The organism is Nostoc sp. UHCC 0252, from assembly GCF_034931145.1.
Taxonomy (GTDB): domain Bacteria; phylum Cyanobacteriota; class Cyanobacteriia; order Cyanobacteriales; family Nostocaceae; genus Nostoc.
On sequence record NZ_JAYGHE010000041.1, the window covers coordinates 1 to 17869 of the forward strand.

The 17869-nt window shown below is 41.3% G+C and carries 13 protein-coding genes and 1 pseudogene; 9 read left to right on the forward strand and 5 right to left on the reverse strand.

Annotated elements, in window-relative coordinates; genetic code table 11:
* Positions 1-445 precede the first annotated feature (445 nt).
* From VB732_RS21125 to VB732_RS21135, 3 genes are read left to right on the forward strand one after another with little or no spacing between them, the layout of a single operon-like run.
* On the forward strand, positions 446-2305 hold the full coding sequence (locus tag VB732_RS21125; protein WP_323232861.1) for a transposase: 1860 nt from the start codon (positions 446-448) through the stop codon (positions 2303-2305).
* Positions 2306-2312: 7 nt separating this feature from the next.
* Positions 2313-3167, forward strand: coding sequence for an ATP-binding protein (locus tag VB732_RS21130; RefSeq protein WP_323232862.1), 855 nt, complete (start codon positions 2313-2315; stop codon positions 3165-3167).
* Positions 3121-3675: a TniQ family protein gene (locus tag VB732_RS21135; protein WP_323232863.1), complete on the forward strand. Its 555-nt coding sequence runs from the start codon at positions 3121-3123 to the stop codon at positions 3673-3675. Before VB732_RS21130 ends, VB732_RS21135 begins: the two co-directional genes overlap by 47 nt.
* Positions 3676-3749: 74 nt before the next feature.
* On the opposite strand, the gene VB732_RS21140 is transcribed toward VB732_RS21135, so the two are convergent.
* Complete coding sequence (locus tag VB732_RS21140; RefSeq protein WP_323232864.1) at positions 3750-4052, reverse strand: hypothetical protein; 303 nt, start codon at positions 4050-4052, stop codon at positions 3750-3752.
* Between VB732_RS21140 and VB732_RS21145 the strand changes: the two genes are divergently transcribed.
* The 5 genes from VB732_RS21145 to VB732_RS21165 all read left to right on the forward strand — a co-directional run bounded on the left by VB732_RS21145 (position 4053) and on the right by VB732_RS21165 (position 10544).
* Positions 4053-4178 (forward strand): hypothetical protein, encoded by a 126-nt coding sequence (locus tag VB732_RS21145; RefSeq protein ID WP_323232865.1) that lies wholly within the window; start codon positions 4053-4055, stop codon positions 4176-4178.
* A gap of 95 nt (positions 4179-4273) precedes the next feature.
* Positions 4274-4534, forward strand: coding sequence for a helix-turn-helix transcriptional regulator (locus VB732_RS21150; RefSeq protein ID WP_323232866.1), 261 nt, complete (start codon positions 4274-4276; stop codon positions 4532-4534).
* Between the two features lie 338 nt (positions 4535-4872).
* On the forward strand, positions 4873-5217 hold the full coding sequence (locus VB732_RS21155) for a CU044_2847 family protein (RefSeq protein WP_323232867.1): 345 nt from the start codon (positions 4873-4875) through the stop codon (positions 5215-5217).
* Between the two features lie 9 nt (positions 5218-5226).
* On the forward strand, positions 5227-7362 hold the full coding sequence (locus VB732_RS21160) for an AAA-like domain-containing protein (protein ID WP_323232868.1): 2136 nt from the start codon (positions 5227-5229) through the stop codon (positions 7360-7362).
* Positions 7362-10544, forward strand: a complete 3183-nt coding sequence (locus tag VB732_RS21165) for a peptidoglycan-binding protein (RefSeq protein WP_323232869.1) — start codon at positions 7362-7364, stop codon at positions 10542-10544. Before VB732_RS21160 ends, VB732_RS21165 begins: the two co-directional genes overlap by 1 nt.
* Positions 10545-10738: 194 nt before the next feature.
* On the opposite strand, the gene hsdR is transcribed toward VB732_RS21165, so the two are convergent.
* From hsdR to VB732_RS21185, 4 genes are all read right to left on the reverse strand, one after another.
* On the reverse strand, positions 10739-13093 hold the full coding sequence (gene hsdR / locus VB732_RS21170) for an EcoAI/FtnUII family type I restriction enzme subunit R (RefSeq protein ID WP_323232870.1): 2355 nt from the start codon (positions 13091-13093) through the stop codon (positions 10739-10741).
* Positions 13094-13348: 255 nt separating this feature from the next.
* Positions 13349-14767: an ATP-binding protein gene (locus VB732_RS21175; RefSeq protein ID WP_323232871.1), complete on the reverse strand. Its 1419-nt coding sequence runs from the start codon at positions 14765-14767 to the stop codon at positions 13349-13351.
* Positions 14764-16023, reverse strand: coding sequence for a restriction endonuclease subunit S (locus VB732_RS21180; protein WP_323232872.1), 1260 nt, complete (start codon positions 16021-16023; stop codon positions 14764-14766). The genes VB732_RS21175 and VB732_RS21180 overlap by 4 nt, the downstream gene beginning before the upstream one ends.
* On the reverse strand, positions 16023-16412 hold the full coding sequence (locus VB732_RS21185; protein WP_416235764.1) for a hypothetical protein: 390 nt from the start codon (positions 16410-16412) through the stop codon (positions 16023-16025). Before VB732_RS21185 ends, VB732_RS21180 begins: the two co-directional genes overlap by 1 nt.
* On the opposite strand from VB732_RS21185, the pseudogene cas12k reads away from it, so the two are divergent.
* Positions 16402-17028 (forward strand): annotated as a pseudogene (gene cas12k, locus VB732_RS21190) (type V CRISPR-associated protein Cas12k); the annotation flags it as partial. The gene VB732_RS21185 and the pseudogene cas12k sit on opposite strands and share 11 nt — an antisense overlap.
* Positions 17029-17869 lie beyond the last annotated feature (841 nt).

A 17869-nucleotide genomic window follows, 5' to 3' on the forward strand; every position in this document is an offset into this window, starting at 1 on the left:
TCTATTTAGCCGAGTTTTACAGGCGGATTTTGGACAATAATTCTTTAAAACTGGTTTCAACTCTGGACAATAATTCTTTAAAACTGATTTAATTGCTGAAAGCCGCATAACTACGTAACTTATGCCCCTAAACTTGGAAAAAATGGACATTAATTCTTTAAAAGTGACAATAATTATTTTGTACATTCGCATATTAAATGTCGCAATTCGCAGATGTGTCGCAACAGCATCTAAATAGCTAAAACCATTATCCTGTAAGGATATAAACTATTTAGTGACATAGGAAATAAAATTGCTTAATTCGCATTTTCTAAGTCGCAAATCCTAGATTCTCAAATTAAATGTCGTTTGTTAAGACTTAGGTATTTATCAAATTGTATGTCGCATTCTTAGTTAGATAATGGTACATTAGTACCTTAATTATTCATGAGTGTTTTTCACTCCAATGGCAGACAAACAATTTGAATCCACGGAAGAATTAACGCAAGCTCCAGATGCTATTTTTCTTGACAAGAGTAATTTTGTTGTAGATCCATCTCAAATTATTCTGGAAACATCAGATAGGCATAAACTGACATTTAATCTGATCCAGTGGCTTGCTGAATCACCGAATCGCACGATTAAGTCTCAGAGAAAGCAAGCTGTTTCAAATACTCTTGGTGTTTCTACTCGCCAGGTGGAACGTCTCCTCAAGCAATATCATGATGACAAGTTATCAGAATCAGCAGGAGTACAGCGCTCAGATAAGGGAAAACATCGAGTCAGCGAAGACTGGCAAGAATTTATCAAAGCAATTTATGAAAAAAGTATTAAAGACAAACATCCAACTTCACCAGCATCTATAGTTCGAGAAGTAAAGCGACACGCGATCATTGACCTTAAGCTGAAACCAGGAGATTATCCTCATCAAGCTACTGTTTATAGGATTTTAGATCCTTTAATCGCACAACATAAACAGAAGACAAAAGTCAGAAATCCGGGTTCGGGATCTTGGATGACAGTTGTAACACGAGATGGGCAACTACTGAAGGCTGACTTTAGTAACCAAATTATTCAATGCGACCATACCAAGCTGGATATTCGCATAGTTGATAGTGATGGTAATTTATTGTCTGACCGTCCTTGGCTAACTACTGTTGTGGATACTTTTTCAAGCTGTGTTGTTGGTTTCCACTTATGGATCAAACAACCAGGTTCTACAGAGGTGGCTTTAGCCTTAAGACACGGCATTTTGCCCAAAAACTATCCTGACGACTATAAGCTAAATAAAGCATGGGAGGTATGTGGGCCTCCTTTTGAATATTTTTTTACTGATGGTGGAAAAGATTTGGGATCAAAACATCTAAAAGCCATTGGTAAGAAACTAGGATTTAAGTGTGAACTACGTGATCGCCCTCCCGAAGGCGGTATTGTAGAACGGCTTTTTGGAACTATTAATACTCAAGTTCTCAAAGATTTACCTGGTTATACAGGGTCAAATGTTCAGGAACGGCCTAAAAATGCAGAGAAAGAAGCGTGTTTGACAATACAAAATATAGACAAGATATTAGCTAGTTTCTTTTGTGATATTTATAACCACGAACCATATCCCAAAGATCCCCGCGAAACAAGATTTGAGCGCTGGTTTACAGGAATGGGAAGAAAACTACCTGAACCTTTGGATGAGCGAGAATTAGATATCTGTTTGATGAAAGAAGCGCAACGAGTTGTTCAAGCGCATGGATCTATACAGTTTGAGAACCTGATTTATCGAGGAGAATCACTCAAGGCATATAGAGGTGAATTTGTAACGCTTAGATATGATCCAGACCATATTCTGACTTTATACATCTACAGTTGCGAAACTAATGATAATGGAGAAGAATTTTTGGGTTATGCTCATGCCGTCAACATGGATACCCATGATTTGAGCGTAGAAGAATTGAAAGCCTTGAATAAAGAGCGAAGTCAAGCTCGTAAGGAGCATTTTAACTATGATGCCTTATTAGCATTAGGTAAACGGAAGGAACTTGTAGAGGAACGTAAAGAAGACAAAAAGGAAAAAAGACGCTCAGAACAAAAGCGTCTACGTTCAGCTTCCAAGAAAACCTCAAATGTTGTTGAATTGAGGAAAAGTAGAGCTAATGTTTCTTCAAAGAAAGATGACAAGCTGGAACTCTTGCCAGAGAGAGTTTCAAGGGAAGAAATACAGGTTCAGACAACAGAACTTCAACCAGAACTATCTGGTCAAGTTGACACTCAAGAGCAGGAGAGACACAAGCTGCTTGTCCCTAACCGTAAACAACATTTGAAGAAGATTTGGTAATTAATTTATGGCGCGATCGCAACTTTCTATTCAGTCCTCCGTTGAAGCCTTAGCTCCTGAGCTAGATTTAAATGCTCAACTTGCTAAAGTCGTTGAAGTTGAAGAGATATTCAATAATTGCTTCATACCAACTGATCGTGCTTCAGAATATTTCAGATGGTTAGATGAGTCGCGGATATTGAAACAATGCGGTCGAGTAATTGGCCCCAGAGATGTGGGGAAAAGTCGAGCGTCTCGTCACTATCGAGAAGAGGATAGGAAAAAACTTTCGTATGTAAGAGCTTGGTCAGCATCGAGTTCCAAGCGTCTATTTTCGCAAATTCTTAAGGATATTAACCACGCAGCACCAACAGGTAAGCGGGTAGATTTACGTCCAAGATTGGCTGGTAGTCTTGAATTATTTGGGATAGAACAGGTCATTATTGACAATGCTGAAAATCTCCAAAGAGAAGCACTGCTAGACCTCAAGCAACTTTTTGACGAATGTCATGTTCCTGTCGTCTTAGTTGGAGGACAGGAGCTAGATAAAATCTTGGCCGATTTTGATTTGTTGACTAGCTTTCCAACACTGTATGAGTTTGACCGCCTAGAATACGATGATTTTAAGAAAACACTAAGTACAATTGAATTCGATATTCTGGCTTTGCCCGAAGCTTCTAATTTATCTTGTAGTCCTATATTCGAGATTCTAGCTGAAAGTACAGGTGCGCGAATAGGGCTGCTAGTCAAAATACTCACTAAGGCAGTTTTACATTCACTCAAGAATGGCTTTGGCAAAGTTGATCGAGGCATTTTAGAAAAAATCGCTAGTCGGTATGGCAGAAAATACATTCCCCCAGAAAACAGAAATAGCAATAAATGAAGATTATGACATTCTGCCAAGGTTAGGCTATGTTGAGCCATACCCAAATGAAAGCATCAGTCATTATCTGGGACGCTTGCGCCGATTTAAGGCTAACAGTCTTCCTTCAGGATATTCTTTAGGAAAAATTACTGGTCTTGGTGCTATCACAACGCGATGGGAGAAGCTTTATTTCAATCCCTTTCCGAGTCTTGAGGAATTAAAAGCTTTGAGTAAGCTAATTGGTGTGCAGGTCGAGAGGTTATATGAGATGCTGCCACCCAAGGGTGTGACTATGAAACCTAGACCAATTCGGTTATGTGGTGCTTGCTATGCAGAAGTTCCTTGTCACCGCATTGAGTGGCAGTTTAAGGAGAAAATGAAGTGCGATCGCCACCAGTTGGGTTTATTAACAAAATGTACTAACTGTGAGACACCATTTCCAATCCCTGCTGATTGGGAGCTAGGGGAATGCGCTCATTGTTCCTTGTCTTTTGCAAAAATGGTGAAGCGTCAGAAGCGCTATTGAAAAAACTCTAAATAAGAAAAAGACGTGATTCAGTTCACGTCTCCAGGTAATGGAAAATTAATGTATGAAAGTTATTAGGCTACATCCGCTACTAGCAAACCGTTGACAGCGACGATGAAAATCTGTGCTAACTCAGGAGTGTTGCAACAAGGTCTTTCATCTCTATTACAGGGTTGTGCTACCCATTTGCCCTCAAAATTTTGATAAAAAGTTCCCAGAAGCTGAGAACCATACCAAACTCGGTACATTTCTCCAAGATCATCTGGCACTGAGTCGATTTCAATTTCTGGTGCTACTGCATCAGCTAACTCGTCAACGTATTCCTCAAACTCTGATTGTGCCAAAGTTTGGTTGTCAAATACTTCTTGTGTAATCATGTGAATGACCTCATCAATGGGGTTGTACAAAAGGCGATCGCAGTCTCTTCCCGGAGTGGCGATCGCTTTTGTTTTGTCTATAACTTAATCTACGTGACACGTATAAATACGTCAAGTGTAGATTAATAAAACTTAGAATGTTATATATCTACTTGTTAAAATCAAATACTGAAGAGTAGATAAATCTACATCTAGCAGCGACTAAACTGGTGATGTAGTGTATGTCTGAGAATCAAGTGATTCGCTGGAAATTAAATGAAGTGATGGCACGAAAGCGGGTTAAAAATAAGGATCTAGCCAAGCTACTTGGTATAACTGAAAACTCAATTTATAGATTACGTAAGGTTGATGAAATGCCAAGATTAGCACCGGAACGATTGAATGGCATTTGTAAAGCGTTGAATTGTCAACCAGGGGAACTGTTGGAATACGTATCAGATGAAGGTGAAGAGAATGTTGTTTCTCAGGTTGATATAGTTTGAGTGCGATCGCTACAACAATCAAATCCCAGGAATAGGACGCAGGATTTTGTGAGACACCGAACTGTCAAACTACAAGCGCAAGGCTTGGGCTGTTGCTGAATCAGTGAGCAACACACCTGCTTCAATATTGCGTTTCTGGGCGGTTTCTGTATCTGTCGCAAACATTTTTTGAATTAGTATAAGTTTTTAAAGGAATTGCTTTTTTGGTATCATTTTTTTAGCAATTATCCTTAGTTAAATTTCCTTTGAAAAAAATATTTACCTAAAAATCCTAGATAAATTTATTTGAAAAATTACTTAATTGATACTTTTACAGATATTCACAAGCTAATTGAATTATGACTCGTAAACTTTTAGAACTGAATACAGAGGATGGCGGAACGATTTTGGTAGCAGTTGATGTCCCAGATGTATCAGTGGGCCGTGTATCTGCTCCTGGTGAGTTGCCTATAGAAAAAATAGAGGCGAGCTTTGATGCAGTGAGGGATTTGATTGTTCATGGGTGTCGCCCAATTACAAAGGCATTTCGTACTTTGCAGCAAGAATCGCAACCCATGAGTGGAGAAGTTGAGTTTGGCGTGAATTTTACTGCCAAAGGCTCAGTCTATGTAGTCGAATCTGCTGGACAAGCATCACTTAAGGTGAAAATCACATGGAATCTGACACCAGAAGTAAACAAGTAATAAATTTTCATGAGTTGGGATTTAGTTAAAGCTTGTACAGTGGCGATCGCTACTCCAGAAGGTAATATCCAAGGTACAGGCTTTTTCGTCTTACCTACAGGATATTTACTTACCTGCGCTCATGTAGTTGAGTCAGTTGGTGGTTGGGAAAAAATCCGAATCAATCGTCAGAGAGTTGAGTTAATTTATTTGGGCAATCGCACCAGCGATGATTTTGCCATCTTGCAATTACCTGGTTATCAGGGTGCTTCAGCGCCCATATCTTTAAATTTTCAGCCAATGGATCGATTTTTGTCTATTGGCTATGGACGGCTAGATTTTCCTCTAGGCGCTTCGATTGATGGCACGATCACTGACATTAACTCCCAGTCCGAATTTGGCAACTTGCCAATGCTGCGATTGCGTGTCAAGGCGAATTCTCAACAGGTACAAGGAGGTTACAGTGGTTCACCTGTGTTTGACGCGGAAACTCAACGAGTCATTGGATTAATTGCAGCTTACGACAACACAGAAGGTGCATTGGCTCTACCACTATCGACAGTGTTAGAAAAATGGTCAAATTTGTCAAAATTTATAGATATTCATCCCAATGTGCCACCATTACCACCAGCCAGCAAAACTGCCAGAGTTTTCATTAGCTATCGCAGTCAAGATCCAGATTTGAGCCTCGCCCAGAATTTTTACGAAGCTATCAAAGCTGCTGGGCATCAAGTATTCATGGCGGGGGAGAGTATTCGCTTAGGAGAAAACTGGCCCCAACGTATTGATAGAGAATTAGAACGTTGTGATTACTTCTTACTGCTGTTGTCTCCACAATCAGCCACTAGCGAAATGGTGACAGAAGAGGTAAGACGGGCAAAACAGTTGCAGGATTTACGTTCAGAACATAAACCAGTAATTTTGCCGATTCGCGTCAACTTTCCTTGGAGTGAACCACTCAATTATGATTTGCGAGGTTATTTAAATCAGATTCAGCAGCGAGAATGGAAGTCGCCTGCCGATACTTCTAGAATTTTGCACGAAGTCTTGAGTTTACTGACAGGTAGTGAGGAAGCTAAAGACTTTACCACTCGCATAGAGGAGAAAATCATCCTTCTGCCTTCAGATCCACCCATGCCAGTAGCAGAACCAGAATTACCTGAAGGACAGGTGGATTTAGCTTCAGAGTTTTATGTTGAACGTCCTCCTATTGAATCTCGCTGCAATGAGGCAATTTTGAAGCCAGGTTCTCTCATTCGGATTAAAGCGCCTCGGCAAATGGGTAAAACCTCTCTCATGGCGCGGATTCTTCATCAAGCTTCACAACAAGATTATTTAACTGTACCTTTGAGCTTTCAGTTAGCGGATGGAAAGGTTTTTGCTGATTTGGACAAGTTCCTCCGGTGGTTTTGTGCAAGTGTAGGACGGAGGTTAAGGATACCCAACAAGTTAACAGATTACTGGGACGAGATTTTTGGTAGTAAAGATAATTGTACTGCTTATTTTGAGGAGTATCTTTTGGCAGAAATCAACCAACCGCTAGTGTTGGGATTGGATGAAGTTGATTGTGTATTTCAATATCCCGAAATTGCTGCCGACTTTTTTGGACTACTACGCGCTTGGCATGAAGATGGAAAAAATCGGGAGATTTGGAAGAAACTGCGGTTGGTAGTGGTGCATTCTACCGAAGTTTATATTCCGTTGAATATTAACCAATCACCTTTTAATGTAGGCTTGCCAATTGAATTACCAGAGTTTAATGCCCAACAGGTACTAGATTTAGCACAAAGGCATGGACTTAATTGGAGTTTTAATCAAGTTGAGCAGTTAATGACAATGGTAGGAGGACATCCCTATCTTGTACGGATGGCAATTTATCGCATTGCCAGAAAGGATATTACCCTTAACTTGCTCTTACAAAAAGCACCCACAGAAGCTGGGCCTTATAGCGACCATTTACGAAGGCATTTGTGGAATTTAGAACAGCATCCGGAATTAGCTGCTGCAATTAAGAAAGTAGTTGCCGCTACTAGCCCTGTTCGCTTGAATTCGATAGAATGCTTTAAATTACTCAGCATGGGCTTGCTACTACAGCAAGGAAATGATGTCACGCCACGTTGCAATTTGTATCGTCAATATTTCTGCGATCGCCTGAGAGTCAATTAATGAACACAGCACCAAACCCAGCCTACGAATATCAAGTCGGGGGAAGTTTGCCAGTTGATGCTCCCAGTTATGTGGTGCGCCAAGCAGATACAGATTTGTATGAAGCGTTGAAGGCTGGCGAGTTCTGTTATGTTTTGAATTCGCGGCAGATGGGCAAGTCTAGCTTGCGAGTGCAAACAATGCAACGACTACAAAACGAAGGTATTGCCTGTGCTGTAATCGACTTGACAAAAATTGGTAGCCAGCACGTTACATCAGATCAATGGTATGCGGGTGTAGTGCGTATTTTAGTCAGTAGTTTTGAGCTTTCAAGCAAGTTTAATTTACGAAGTTGGTGGCGCGATCGCGATTATCTTTCTCCGGTACAGCGACTAAGTGAATTTATTGAAGAAGTTTTGCTGGTTGAAGTTTCTCAACCTATTGTCATTTTTATAGATGAAATCGATAGCGTTCTTAGCCTGAATTTTTCGACTGACAACTTTTTTGCTTTAATTCGAGACTGCTATAACCAGCGTGCTGACAAGCAACAATATAAGCGTCTTACTTTTACGCTGTTAGGAGTGGCTACACCCTCAGATTTGATTCAAGATAAAAACCGCACGCCATTTAATATTGGTAGAGCAATTGAACTAAAGGGCTTTGAACTGTTTGAAGTTCAGCCTTTACTTGAGGGATTGGTGGGAAAAGTCAGTAACCCTCAAACGATTCTGCAAGAGGTTCTAGATTGGACGGGTGGGCAACCGTTTCTCACTCAGAAACTTTGTCAAATTATTCCTGCTGATATAGAAGTGGGGAGAGTTGAAGAATTGGTGCGATCGCACATCATCGAGAACTGGGAATCACAGGATGAACCGGAGCATTTAAGGACTATACGCGATCAAATCCTCAAAAATGAGCAACATGCAGGACGGCGACTGGGGTTGTATCAGCAAATTTTGCAACAAGGAGAAATTGCATTTGATGAGACTTCAGAACAAATGGAATTGCGACTATCAGGGTTGGTAGTTAAGCAACAGAATAAGTTAAGGATTTATAACCATATTTATAAGGCTGTTTTTGACGACAATTGGATTGATAAAGTTTTAGCTAAAATGCGTCCCTATGCAGAATTAATTCAAGCATGGTTAGATTCCTATTGTCAGGATGAATCACATTTATTGCGTGGCCAGAATTTACAAGACGCACAAATATGGGCTATCGGTAAAAGCTTGAGCGATCGTGATTATCAGTTTTTAGCTGCTAGCCAGGAATTGGATAAAAGAGCAGTAGAAATTGCTTTAGTCTTTGAAAAAGAGGCAAGCCAAATATTAGCGGAAGCGAATAAAACATTGGCTGATTCTCAGAAAAAAGCAAATTTGAAGATTCGTATAGGGATTTTCGTATTGGCTATGACCTCAGTGTTATCAGCAATAATAATAATAATAGCCCGACAAGCACAGCGAAAATTAGAGACAGCAAATAACCAACTTGTAAATTTAGATAAAGAAGTACAAAAGAAGCGTTCAGAGTCTATTCAACTTTTATTAACAAATCAAAATTTGAATATACAAATCAAAAATGCTGAGGAAAAATACCAACAAGATAGAAAAAACAATCAACAAAAAAGCCAAGATTTGGAAATAAAAATTGCAATATATAAAGATATTCAAAAAAAAGCAGAACAGAGAGTTAATAAGCTACAAAATAATATAGGAAAAGCAAAATTTGAAAATCAAAATTTATTTGAAGCGAACGATAAACAAAAAATTAAAATACAGAGAATAGTTATAGAGCAAATAAATGCTGATAATATAATTAAAAAAGTTAAACAGAAAGCACATGATACATACGCAGAATTAGATAAAGTTAGAAATCAAATAGCAGATTTTAATGCACAATTGCAAAAGGTAAAAGTAGGAGGAGAATCAACACAATTTTTAATTCAAGAAGTCCAAAGTAAACTTGAGAGTACTCAAAATGGACTAGAGGAAACTCTTAATATATTAAATAATAATCTTCCCTCTAAAGATGGCGAGAGTGAATCTCCAAGTATTAATACCAACAGTACACTGCAACTGAATAGCAGAGGTTCGGCAGTCTCAAGGCTACAACAAGATTTGCGAGAGTTAGGATATTTTAACGGCCTGAACACAGGCTATTTTGGCTTAGAGACTCAGCAAGCAGTAATCCGATTCCAGCAATCTGCTGGAATTCCTGCTAATGGTATTGTCAATACCAGAACTCAACAAGCAATATCCAGTGGTCTTGGTACAGGTGGTGAGTATTCTTCTCTAAGAGAAGGCAGTAGTGGTTCGGCAGTAATAAAGCTACAACAGCGTCTACGGCAGTTAGGCTACTTTAATGCTAATCCGACTGGGAATTTTGGACGAATTACTAAAGATGCTGTAATTGCATTCCAGCGAAGTTATCGCATAACCGCTAACGGGATTGTGAATCGACAAACTTGGAACGCACTAATGGGTTCTTCTCCGACTTCAGAAAGATCGAGTCTTTCCACTCAACAAGTCAAAGAACTCCAGGTGCGTTTGCGGCAGCTAGGTTATTTAAATGCTGATCCCACTGGGAATATTGGCCCAATAACTAGAGAAGGTGTAATTGCATTCCAGCGAAATAATGGACTACCCGTTGATGGCATTGCTAATGCCCAAGTTTTGGACTTAGTGCGTAGATTCTCTACAGGTGGCATTCAACAACCAGATAGAAATTATCTAACTGTAGGCGATCGCGGAGAAAATGTCAGATTAGTTCAAGAGCGTTTAGCACAGTTGGGTTTCTCTAATACGAATCCTGATGGACTTTTCAGCGATTACACCAGACAATCTGTGATTGCATTCCAGCAATATTCTCGAATTAATTCGACTGGAAATGTAGATTGGCAAACTTGGGAAGCATTAGGGTTGAATAGCTCGATTGGGAGCAATTATACTCAAAACAGTGACTATGTAGTACCTGTTACCAATGGCAACACATTAGTTGCTAATTATCCTTACAGAGTAATAATTCCCATCTCTAGTAATGAGACTCTAAGTAAAGTGCAACAATATATACCCAATGCTGTTACAGAGCAATCCAGTCTAGGAGATTATGTGAATGCTGGAGCATTTAGCGATCGCTCACTTGCTGAAAGTCTTGTTAAGCTATTGCGAGCTTATGGACTAGATGCACGAGTAAGTTGGTTTTAAGACAGTCGCTACCCATCTGTCGCATTCTTTTCTGGGATTGGTATAAGATTATCTAATAGTTATTGAAATTCTGCTGTAGAAGGAATTGCGATCGCATCCTCACTACAAAACAAGCGATCGCCATTTTTAGCTACGGTTATATGGCTCTGAGTTGATCCTCTAACTGAGGTGCTTAATTTTAGCCATCTGCCTAATTAAGCTGCTATGTCCTGTGAATACAAATACTGCTGAAACTCGATAAATACTTCACTGATATTCGCAACGCTTCCTAGTTCTTCAACAGCATCACGAACGGTATGATATTTCAACTCTAAAAGTTGAGGTAATTTAGTGCGATCGAGTTCCCCCACCCCAGCTTTGATGTATTGTTCGAGTATAAAGTCGAGAAATTCTTGCTGTTTGCCGATATAGCGCGAGAAAATTAATGATTTGTGAGCGAGGACACGCTCTCGGCGGCTCATAGGTGGAGAGGCATAGGCGATATAAGCCAGCACATCATATAAATCGCTTTTCTCGGCATCAATTAAGCGGCTAATTTCCGTGAGTTGTTCTTCCCCATAGCCCTTCTCTCTCAGTCCTTCTAATAAAGCTCTACGGGTGTCAGGGCGACTCCAAATTGCTCTTAATTCGTCTTCATCTTTGAATAGTTCAGGAATTTCACCAAAGAGACGTTGCACAAATTCTGCGGCGCTCATAGGTTTACCATCTGGACTCCAGAAGCTAGTAGATATCCGGTGCTGGAGAGTCCGTTCTTTACCATCGGCGAGTTTGATTTTGATGGTTTTAGGGCTGGGAACTTCTGTAGTTTCGTTTTTAGTTCTGCCCCCATTTATACCACTATCTGTTGTAGAGTCGTTGTATGCACCTGATTTCTCTCCCCCTCTGGCAATTTTGACGAGAACAGGTTCCTGGGGTTCGCCATCCCATTCAGGATCTTTGAAGTGTTCATAAGCTTTGACGAAATCATAAATAGTGAAGTAGTCTTTCCCATCAAATAGGCGAGTACCGCGACCAATAATTTGCTTAAATTCAATCATCCAGTTGATGGGGCGCATCAGCACAATGTTACGAACATTCCGAGCATCAACCCCAGTGGACAGCTTTTGGGAGGTGGTGAGAATGGTGGGGATAGTTTTCTCGTTGTCTTGAAAGTTGCTGAGGTGCTGTTCTCCCAGTTTCCCATCATCGGCGGTGACGCGGACACAGTAATTAGGGTCACTGCTAATCTTCATTTGGTTGATTAAATTCCGCACAGCTAGAGCGTGGGGTTGGTTGGCACAAAACACCAGAGTTTTTTGATTCTGGTCGATTTCTTCCATGAACAACTGCACCCGATAGCGTTCGCGATCGCTAATTTCAATGATGCGGTTGAAGTCAGCTTCAGTGTAGGTTCTGGCTTCGTCTACTGTACCTTCGATCAGTTCATCTTCGGTGCTGTAAATATATTCATCTAGGTTAGTTTCGATTTGCCTGACTTTAAAGGGAGTAAGAAACCCGTCGTTAATGCCGTCTTTGAGGGCGTAGGTATAGACTGGCTCGCCGAAGTAGGCGTAGGTGTCTGCGTTATATTTTCGTTTAGGAGTGGCGGTGAGTCCCAGTTGTACTGCTGGGGAGAAGTATTCTAAAATGCCCCGCCAGGTGCTTTCGTCACTGGCTCCGCCTCGGTGACATTCATCAATGATAATAAAGTCAAAGAAGTCGGGGGGATAGTCGCTGAATTTGGGCGTAGGATTCCCAGCGTCGTCCCGTCCGGTCATAAAAGTCTGGAAAATGGTAAAAAAGATACTGCCATTTTTGGGGACTCGACCGCGTTTTTTGATAGCTTCGGGGTCGATGCGGACTAGGGCATCATCGGGGAAGGCAGAGAAAGAGTTATAGGCTTGGTTGGCTAAGATATTGCGATCGCTTAAAAACAAAATTCGCGGACGACGAGTGGGTTGTCGGCTGAGGTTCCAACGACTTTGAAAGAGTTTCCAGGCTAGTTGGAAGGCGATGAAGGTTTTACCTGTGCCAGTTGCCATCGTTAACAAAATCCGGTTTTGTCCTTGGCAGATTGCTTCTAGGACGTGCTTAATGGCATTGTGTTGGTAATAACGGGCTTCCCATGTGCCGCTTTTGTCTTCAAAGGGGATGGCAGCAAAGCGATCGCGCCACTCATTATCTTCGCTAAAGGTGGCTTGCCACAATTGCTCTGGGGTAGGATATTGGTTGATGTAGCCTTCTGCCCCTGTGTGCATATCTACTTGGTAGATACCGATGCCATTTGTGGAGTAGGCGAATCGAGTCTGCAATTTTTCGGCGTATTTTTTGGCTTGTCCTAAACCTTCGGTATCTGGTAAGTCGCGTTTTTTGGCTTCGATAACGGCGAGTTTTTCACCACGATAAACCAGGACATAATCGGCGATGTCTGACTGAGCGCGTTTACCATTGCCAACTAAGCGACCAGGGGCAATAACTTCGCGGCGGATGCGACTATCTTCAATAACTCCCCAGCCTGCGGTTTTTAGTGCGGGGTCAATTAGTTCGGCACGGGTTTCGGCTTCGTTCATATCTCGCTCATCTCGATTTGCGTTAAAACACTTTTTTGTTGATTCTGCAAGGGTTTGAGGATTTGAGAGTGACTCACCTCGATTTGCGTTAAAACACTTTTTTATGGGTTCTGCACAGGTTAGAGGTTTTGCGTTAAAACACTTTTTTATGGGTTCTGCACAGGTTAGAGGTTTTGCGTTAAAACACTTTTTTGTTGATTTTGCAAGGGTTTGAGGATTTGGGAGTGGCTCATCTCGGTTTGCGTTAAAACACTTTTATGCCCAAAAAGGGAGATAGCGAGCATAGCGGGTAGAGGTTGATTCGGATTCGTCAGCCTTGATCAAGCCAGCTTCTTTAGTAGCTTTTATAATCAGAGAAACGGTTGCTACTTGCGAGTCACTTAGACGGAACCGCTCCCGTAGGGTTTGGTTAGACATTCGTTGATTGCTAACATACAGCAGACAGCAATGCTGATAGCAGGCTCGAATTCGATCGCTCTTGCTCATACCAGCGAAATCTTGATGGGCAAACAGCACTGCTGTAGTGCGTGTGTCACCTACTCGAAAATCTGGTGCGGGTAGTTGAGAATCTTCTGCTGCGCTAACAACTTTGTCAATGCCACTGCCTTTTTCTTCACATATACCGAAACGTCGCATTATGTCTGCGAGTTGTTCGTTACGGGAGCGATTTTCATCAATAAATCGCTCTACCTTAATAGGCGGAATGCCGGGATTAGATATCTCAATGCGATCGCTATACATCTCGATCATCACTGAAGTACCTGTTGCTAGAAAATCCTGATGCACCAAAGCATTAGCAATAAGTTCTCTTAAAGCCTGTTCTGGAAACATCTTTACTTCTTCCCGCACAACTTCCTCGATAAAGCGATTTTGAGGTGCTGCTGAGTGGACGAAATCTACTAATCCGTTAAAGCCAACAGCATATCCTCGGATGCCTGTCGTATCATTACGAGTTTTTAGCTTATTAATACCTTCGTAGATTACGACACGGGGAGCTTTACGAGCCAAGGTAGGGGAAAAGGCATCCAGTTTTTTTGCCAACAGGATCGCAGCTAGGTTTGTGATTGTCCAACCATGTGCTGTTGGTTTAATTAACTGTTGGCTCTGCAATCTTTCTAGGACAGCATCGCGGGTAGTTGGATAGGGAATTTTTAGCAGTTCAAAGTATGCTTGGGTATCTAGGAGGGCGATTACATCGTCGGCACTAGCATCACATCGAGCAGCTTGGCAAAACCAATCTTGTTGATCTTCTGCAAAAATTCTCTTGAGTACATCTGGTGTCATCGCCACCAAATCTTCTCCCGCTCTCATTAGGTAAGCTCCATCAAACGCTAATGGTTGCCCGACAGGACGGGTTGGCACTTCAAAAACCAGCACTCGTCCATCAGGATGCAGCAATTCTGTAGCGTCTACCCGAAATCTGAGTTTCTCCACAATGCGAGCTTTGATATCGTTGAGGGCGGTTGAGGATGGAAAAGCTTGGGAACCTACGACACGACGCGGGAGCTTATCGGTTACGCCCAAAACCAGATATCCACCACCTTCGTTGGCTAAAGCCACGCAGTAGCGCAACAATTTGGTTGTATCATACTGTTGCTTGGCTTCTTTGAATTCTAGCCGTTCTGTTTCTGCGGGTGCATTCAGCCATTTTTCAAGGTTTTCAAGGGTAATCATGCAGCATTTACCTCTTGAGCGGCTTTTGTTGTCTGGTTGGCGGTGTCTGCGGTGAGTTCGCCAGTGAATGCTTTTTGCAGAATGGATTGTTTGAGTTCGTTAAGGGCGGTGATTTTTTGGCGGTAGATGGTTTCGAGGCATTGGGTTTCTGCTTGAAGGGCACGAAAGTCTGAAACTAGTAATTTTTGAATTTCTACAGGAGGCAAACTAATCGGTATTTTCTTCATCGATAAACTTGACAAATTTGCTTGCCTAACACCCCGCGAAGAGTTATACAAAGCATTCAAAAAAGATTTGGATCTCAATAAATGTAAAAAGAATTTTTTATCTACGTAGCTAGTATCGATATTGATAAATTTAGCAATTCGCTGATTAAGAAGAAGTATCTTTTCTGTTTTCGGAACTTCAACTGTATATCCATAATCTTCTTTATCAACTGTTCCCGTGAGTGACATTATTAGATCGCCGCTTGAAAGAACATATTTTGCATAAATTTCTCGAAATCCATTTGGATAAAAGACTGGATTTCGTTCCAGATCAAGGATATTTTGATATAAATTGCCCATTCGGATTAGCTGGATATTAGAAGTATTGACTGTATCTGTACTTTTGAAAGCAAATCCATTAAGAAAATCACACACATCTCCTAGCTTTTTTTCTACCCATCCGTCGCCTTTCTCCGTAAAGATGGCGTTTAGATAGCTTTCAAATAGTTCGCGAGAGTTGGCGAGGTTTTTTTTGGTGTTTGCGATCGCTCTATCAATCCCCTCAAACGTCTCATCCAAAATCGCTACAATCCGCTTTTGTTCAAGCAGAGATGGAATTGGTAAAGCAATATTTTTTATTTTGGCTAGACTTAGATTTTTCTGTCGTACTCCACGTCTTTGATTAAGTATCTCAAACCTTCTAGAATTAATAGCAAATAAAATAAACTTTAAGTCAATATTTTCATTGGGTTTTACTCCAGCTATTGCCTGATTAAATGCTGCATCTCTATCTAAAATAGACATTTTAAGAGCAGCAGTGTCGTACATTCCAATTAGCAATGAACCCTTTGGAAAAAGTTTTGCATTAGACTCTTCAAGCCCTTTTGGTGTTATGAGTTCTTTAGATGCCTTGGTGAAAGTGTCATTCAGTTCACCTGATGAATACCAGGGAATATCACCAAACCAATACTCATTGCGTGATTTAAGTGGTGTACCGCCACTTTGAACCTCTGCAATCTCTCCAAGCGTTTTTAGCTTCCAGCCTTGCATCACAGAATCCCTCCAATCCCAGCCAAAATCTCTGCACTTTCCGCATCTAAGGCAGCAATTTCATCCAAAATTTCCTGCGGTTCTCGTAAGGTCGAGTCCTCAGCCTTATTTGGATTCTTCACCGACAAATCAAACGTCACTCGATCCAAATCAGCAATATCCACTAGCCAAGACTTTTCTGTTTCTGCAAACCTAGCCTGTAACTCCACAAACTCGCGCAAATCCTCATCATTCAAAGAATTGGTTTTACCCATATTCCGCCCCGGATCGAGTTGGTAATACCAAATTTTCTGAGTAGCCATTCCCTGAGTTAAAAGTTTTCCCTGAGAAAATAAAGGCGTTCCCTGAACGGAGTCAAAGGGCTTTCCTTTCTCAAAAAACAGTACCACCGTTCGTCCCAGCAAGCCTAATTATCAAGGTCAACCCTCAATCCTAGTTGGCGTTAGTTTTGGCCTAGAAAGGCCAGTCACAGTAGCGGTGGTAGATGTTGTTAAAAATGAAGTTCTAGCTTATCGCAGCGTCAAACAACTACTTGGTGAAAACTACAATCTTCTCAATCGTCAGCGACAACAACAGCAACGCCTATCTCACGAACGACACAAAGCTCAGAAACAGAATGCGCCAAACTCCTTTGGTGAATCAGAGTTAGGGCAATATATAGATAGATTATTAGCAGATGCAATTATTGCGATCGCCAAAACCTATCAAGCAGACAGCATAGTTATCCCAAAACTCCGCGATATGCGTGAGCAAATCAGTAGCGAAATCCAATCCAGAGCAGAGAAGAAATGTCCTGGTTACAAGGAAGCTCAACAAAAATATGCCAAAGAATATCGTATGAGCATTCATCGCTGGAGTTACGGTCGATTAATTGAGAGTATTAAATCCCAAGCTGCAAAAGTCGGAATTTCTACTGAAATTGGTACACAGCCAATCAAAGGTAGTCCACAAGAAAAAGCGCGAGATGTAGCCGTCTTTGCTTACCAAGAACGTCAAGCCGCTTGAGTTTTATTCACTAATCCGAACCTTGACAATATAATATTTTTATAACAGCGCCGCAGTTCATGCTTTTTTGAGCCAATGTACTGTGAAAAATCTGGGTTAGTTTGGCGGTTGGAAGATCGTCATGCTTTCTGACCCTGGTAGCTGCCCGCTTCTGATGCTGCTGTCGCAAGACAGGATAGGTGCGCTCCCAGCAATAAGGAGTAAGGCTTTTAGCCATAGTCGTTATTCATAATGGTGTGGATTACCACAGTGGTGGCTACTGAATCACCCCCTTCGTCGGGGGAACCCTCCAAATATTTTTTTGGCGTGTCAAAGCGGGGGCAAAATCCCTGGAGTCCCGCCAAAACTTTAAAACCCTTATCCAGTCTTGACTTAAGAAACTAATGTGTCAATGCATTTAGTTTTTTAATTTGCAATTCGAGACATTTTAAGCTGACCTGCCAAATTATGTGTATGGAAAGCTTTTATAGCAAGGGTTCTAGACGGGTAGAGTTTCAATAACCATCCCGGCTAGGGGTGGGTTGAAAGATTGGGACTGAATTTACAGCTACACTATGCTGAGTTTCAATAACCATCCCGGCTAGGGGTGGGTTGAAAGAAATATGTTGCCGAATTTCTTGTAGAAGAATACACGTTTCAATAACCATCCCGGCTAGAGGTGGGTTGAAAGAAGCTACGGTTTATTTGCTGATCTTTCAGCCAAACGTTTCAATAACCATCCCGGCTAGGGGTGGGTTGAAATTAATCTTCTTCTCCGCTAGCAAAAAACTCAATAATGGTTTCAACAACCACCCCGGCTAGGGGTAGATCGAAAAAATAAGCAATAGAAAATATGTACTCG

Excerpts from the sequence above, each read along its gene's own strand:
- VB732_RS21125 (WP_323232861.1), top strand. The coding sequence starts at position 446 with ATGGCAGACAAACAATTTGAATCCACGGAAGAATTAACGCAAGCTCCA.
- VB732_RS21130 (WP_323232862.1), top strand. The coding sequence starts at position 2,313 with ATGGCGCGATCGCAACTTTCTATTCAGTCCTCCGTTGAAGCCTTAGCT.
- VB732_RS21135 (WP_323232863.1), top strand. The coding sequence starts at position 3,121 with ATGGCAGAAAATACATTCCCCCAGAAAACAGAAATAGCAATAAATGAA.
- VB732_RS21140 (WP_323232864.1), bottom strand. The coding sequence starts at position 4,052 with ATGATTACACAAGAAGTATTTGACAACCAAACTTTGGCACAATCAGAG.
- VB732_RS21150 (WP_323232866.1), top strand. The coding sequence starts at position 4,274 with ATGTCTGAGAATCAAGTGATTCGCTGGAAATTAAATGAAGTGATGGCA.
- VB732_RS21155 (WP_323232867.1), top strand. The coding sequence starts at position 4,873 with ATGACTCGTAAACTTTTAGAACTGAATACAGAGGATGGCGGAACGATT.
- VB732_RS21160 (WP_323232868.1), top strand. The coding sequence starts at position 5,227 with ATGAGTTGGGATTTAGTTAAAGCTTGTACAGTGGCGATCGCTACTCCA.
- VB732_RS21165 (WP_323232869.1), top strand. The coding sequence starts at position 7,362 with ATGAACACAGCACCAAACCCAGCCTACGAATATCAAGTCGGGGGAAGT.
- hsdR (WP_323232870.1), bottom strand. The coding sequence starts at position 13,093 with ATGAACGAAGCCGAAACCCGTGCCGAACTAATTGACCCCGCACTAAAA.
- VB732_RS21175 (WP_323232871.1), bottom strand. The coding sequence starts at position 14,767 with ATGATTACCCTTGAAAACCTTGAAAAATGGCTGAATGCACCCGCAGAA.
- VB732_RS21180 (WP_323232872.1), bottom strand. The coding sequence starts at position 16,023 with ATGCAAGGCTGGAAGCTAAAAACGCTTGGAGAGATTGCAGAGGTTCAA.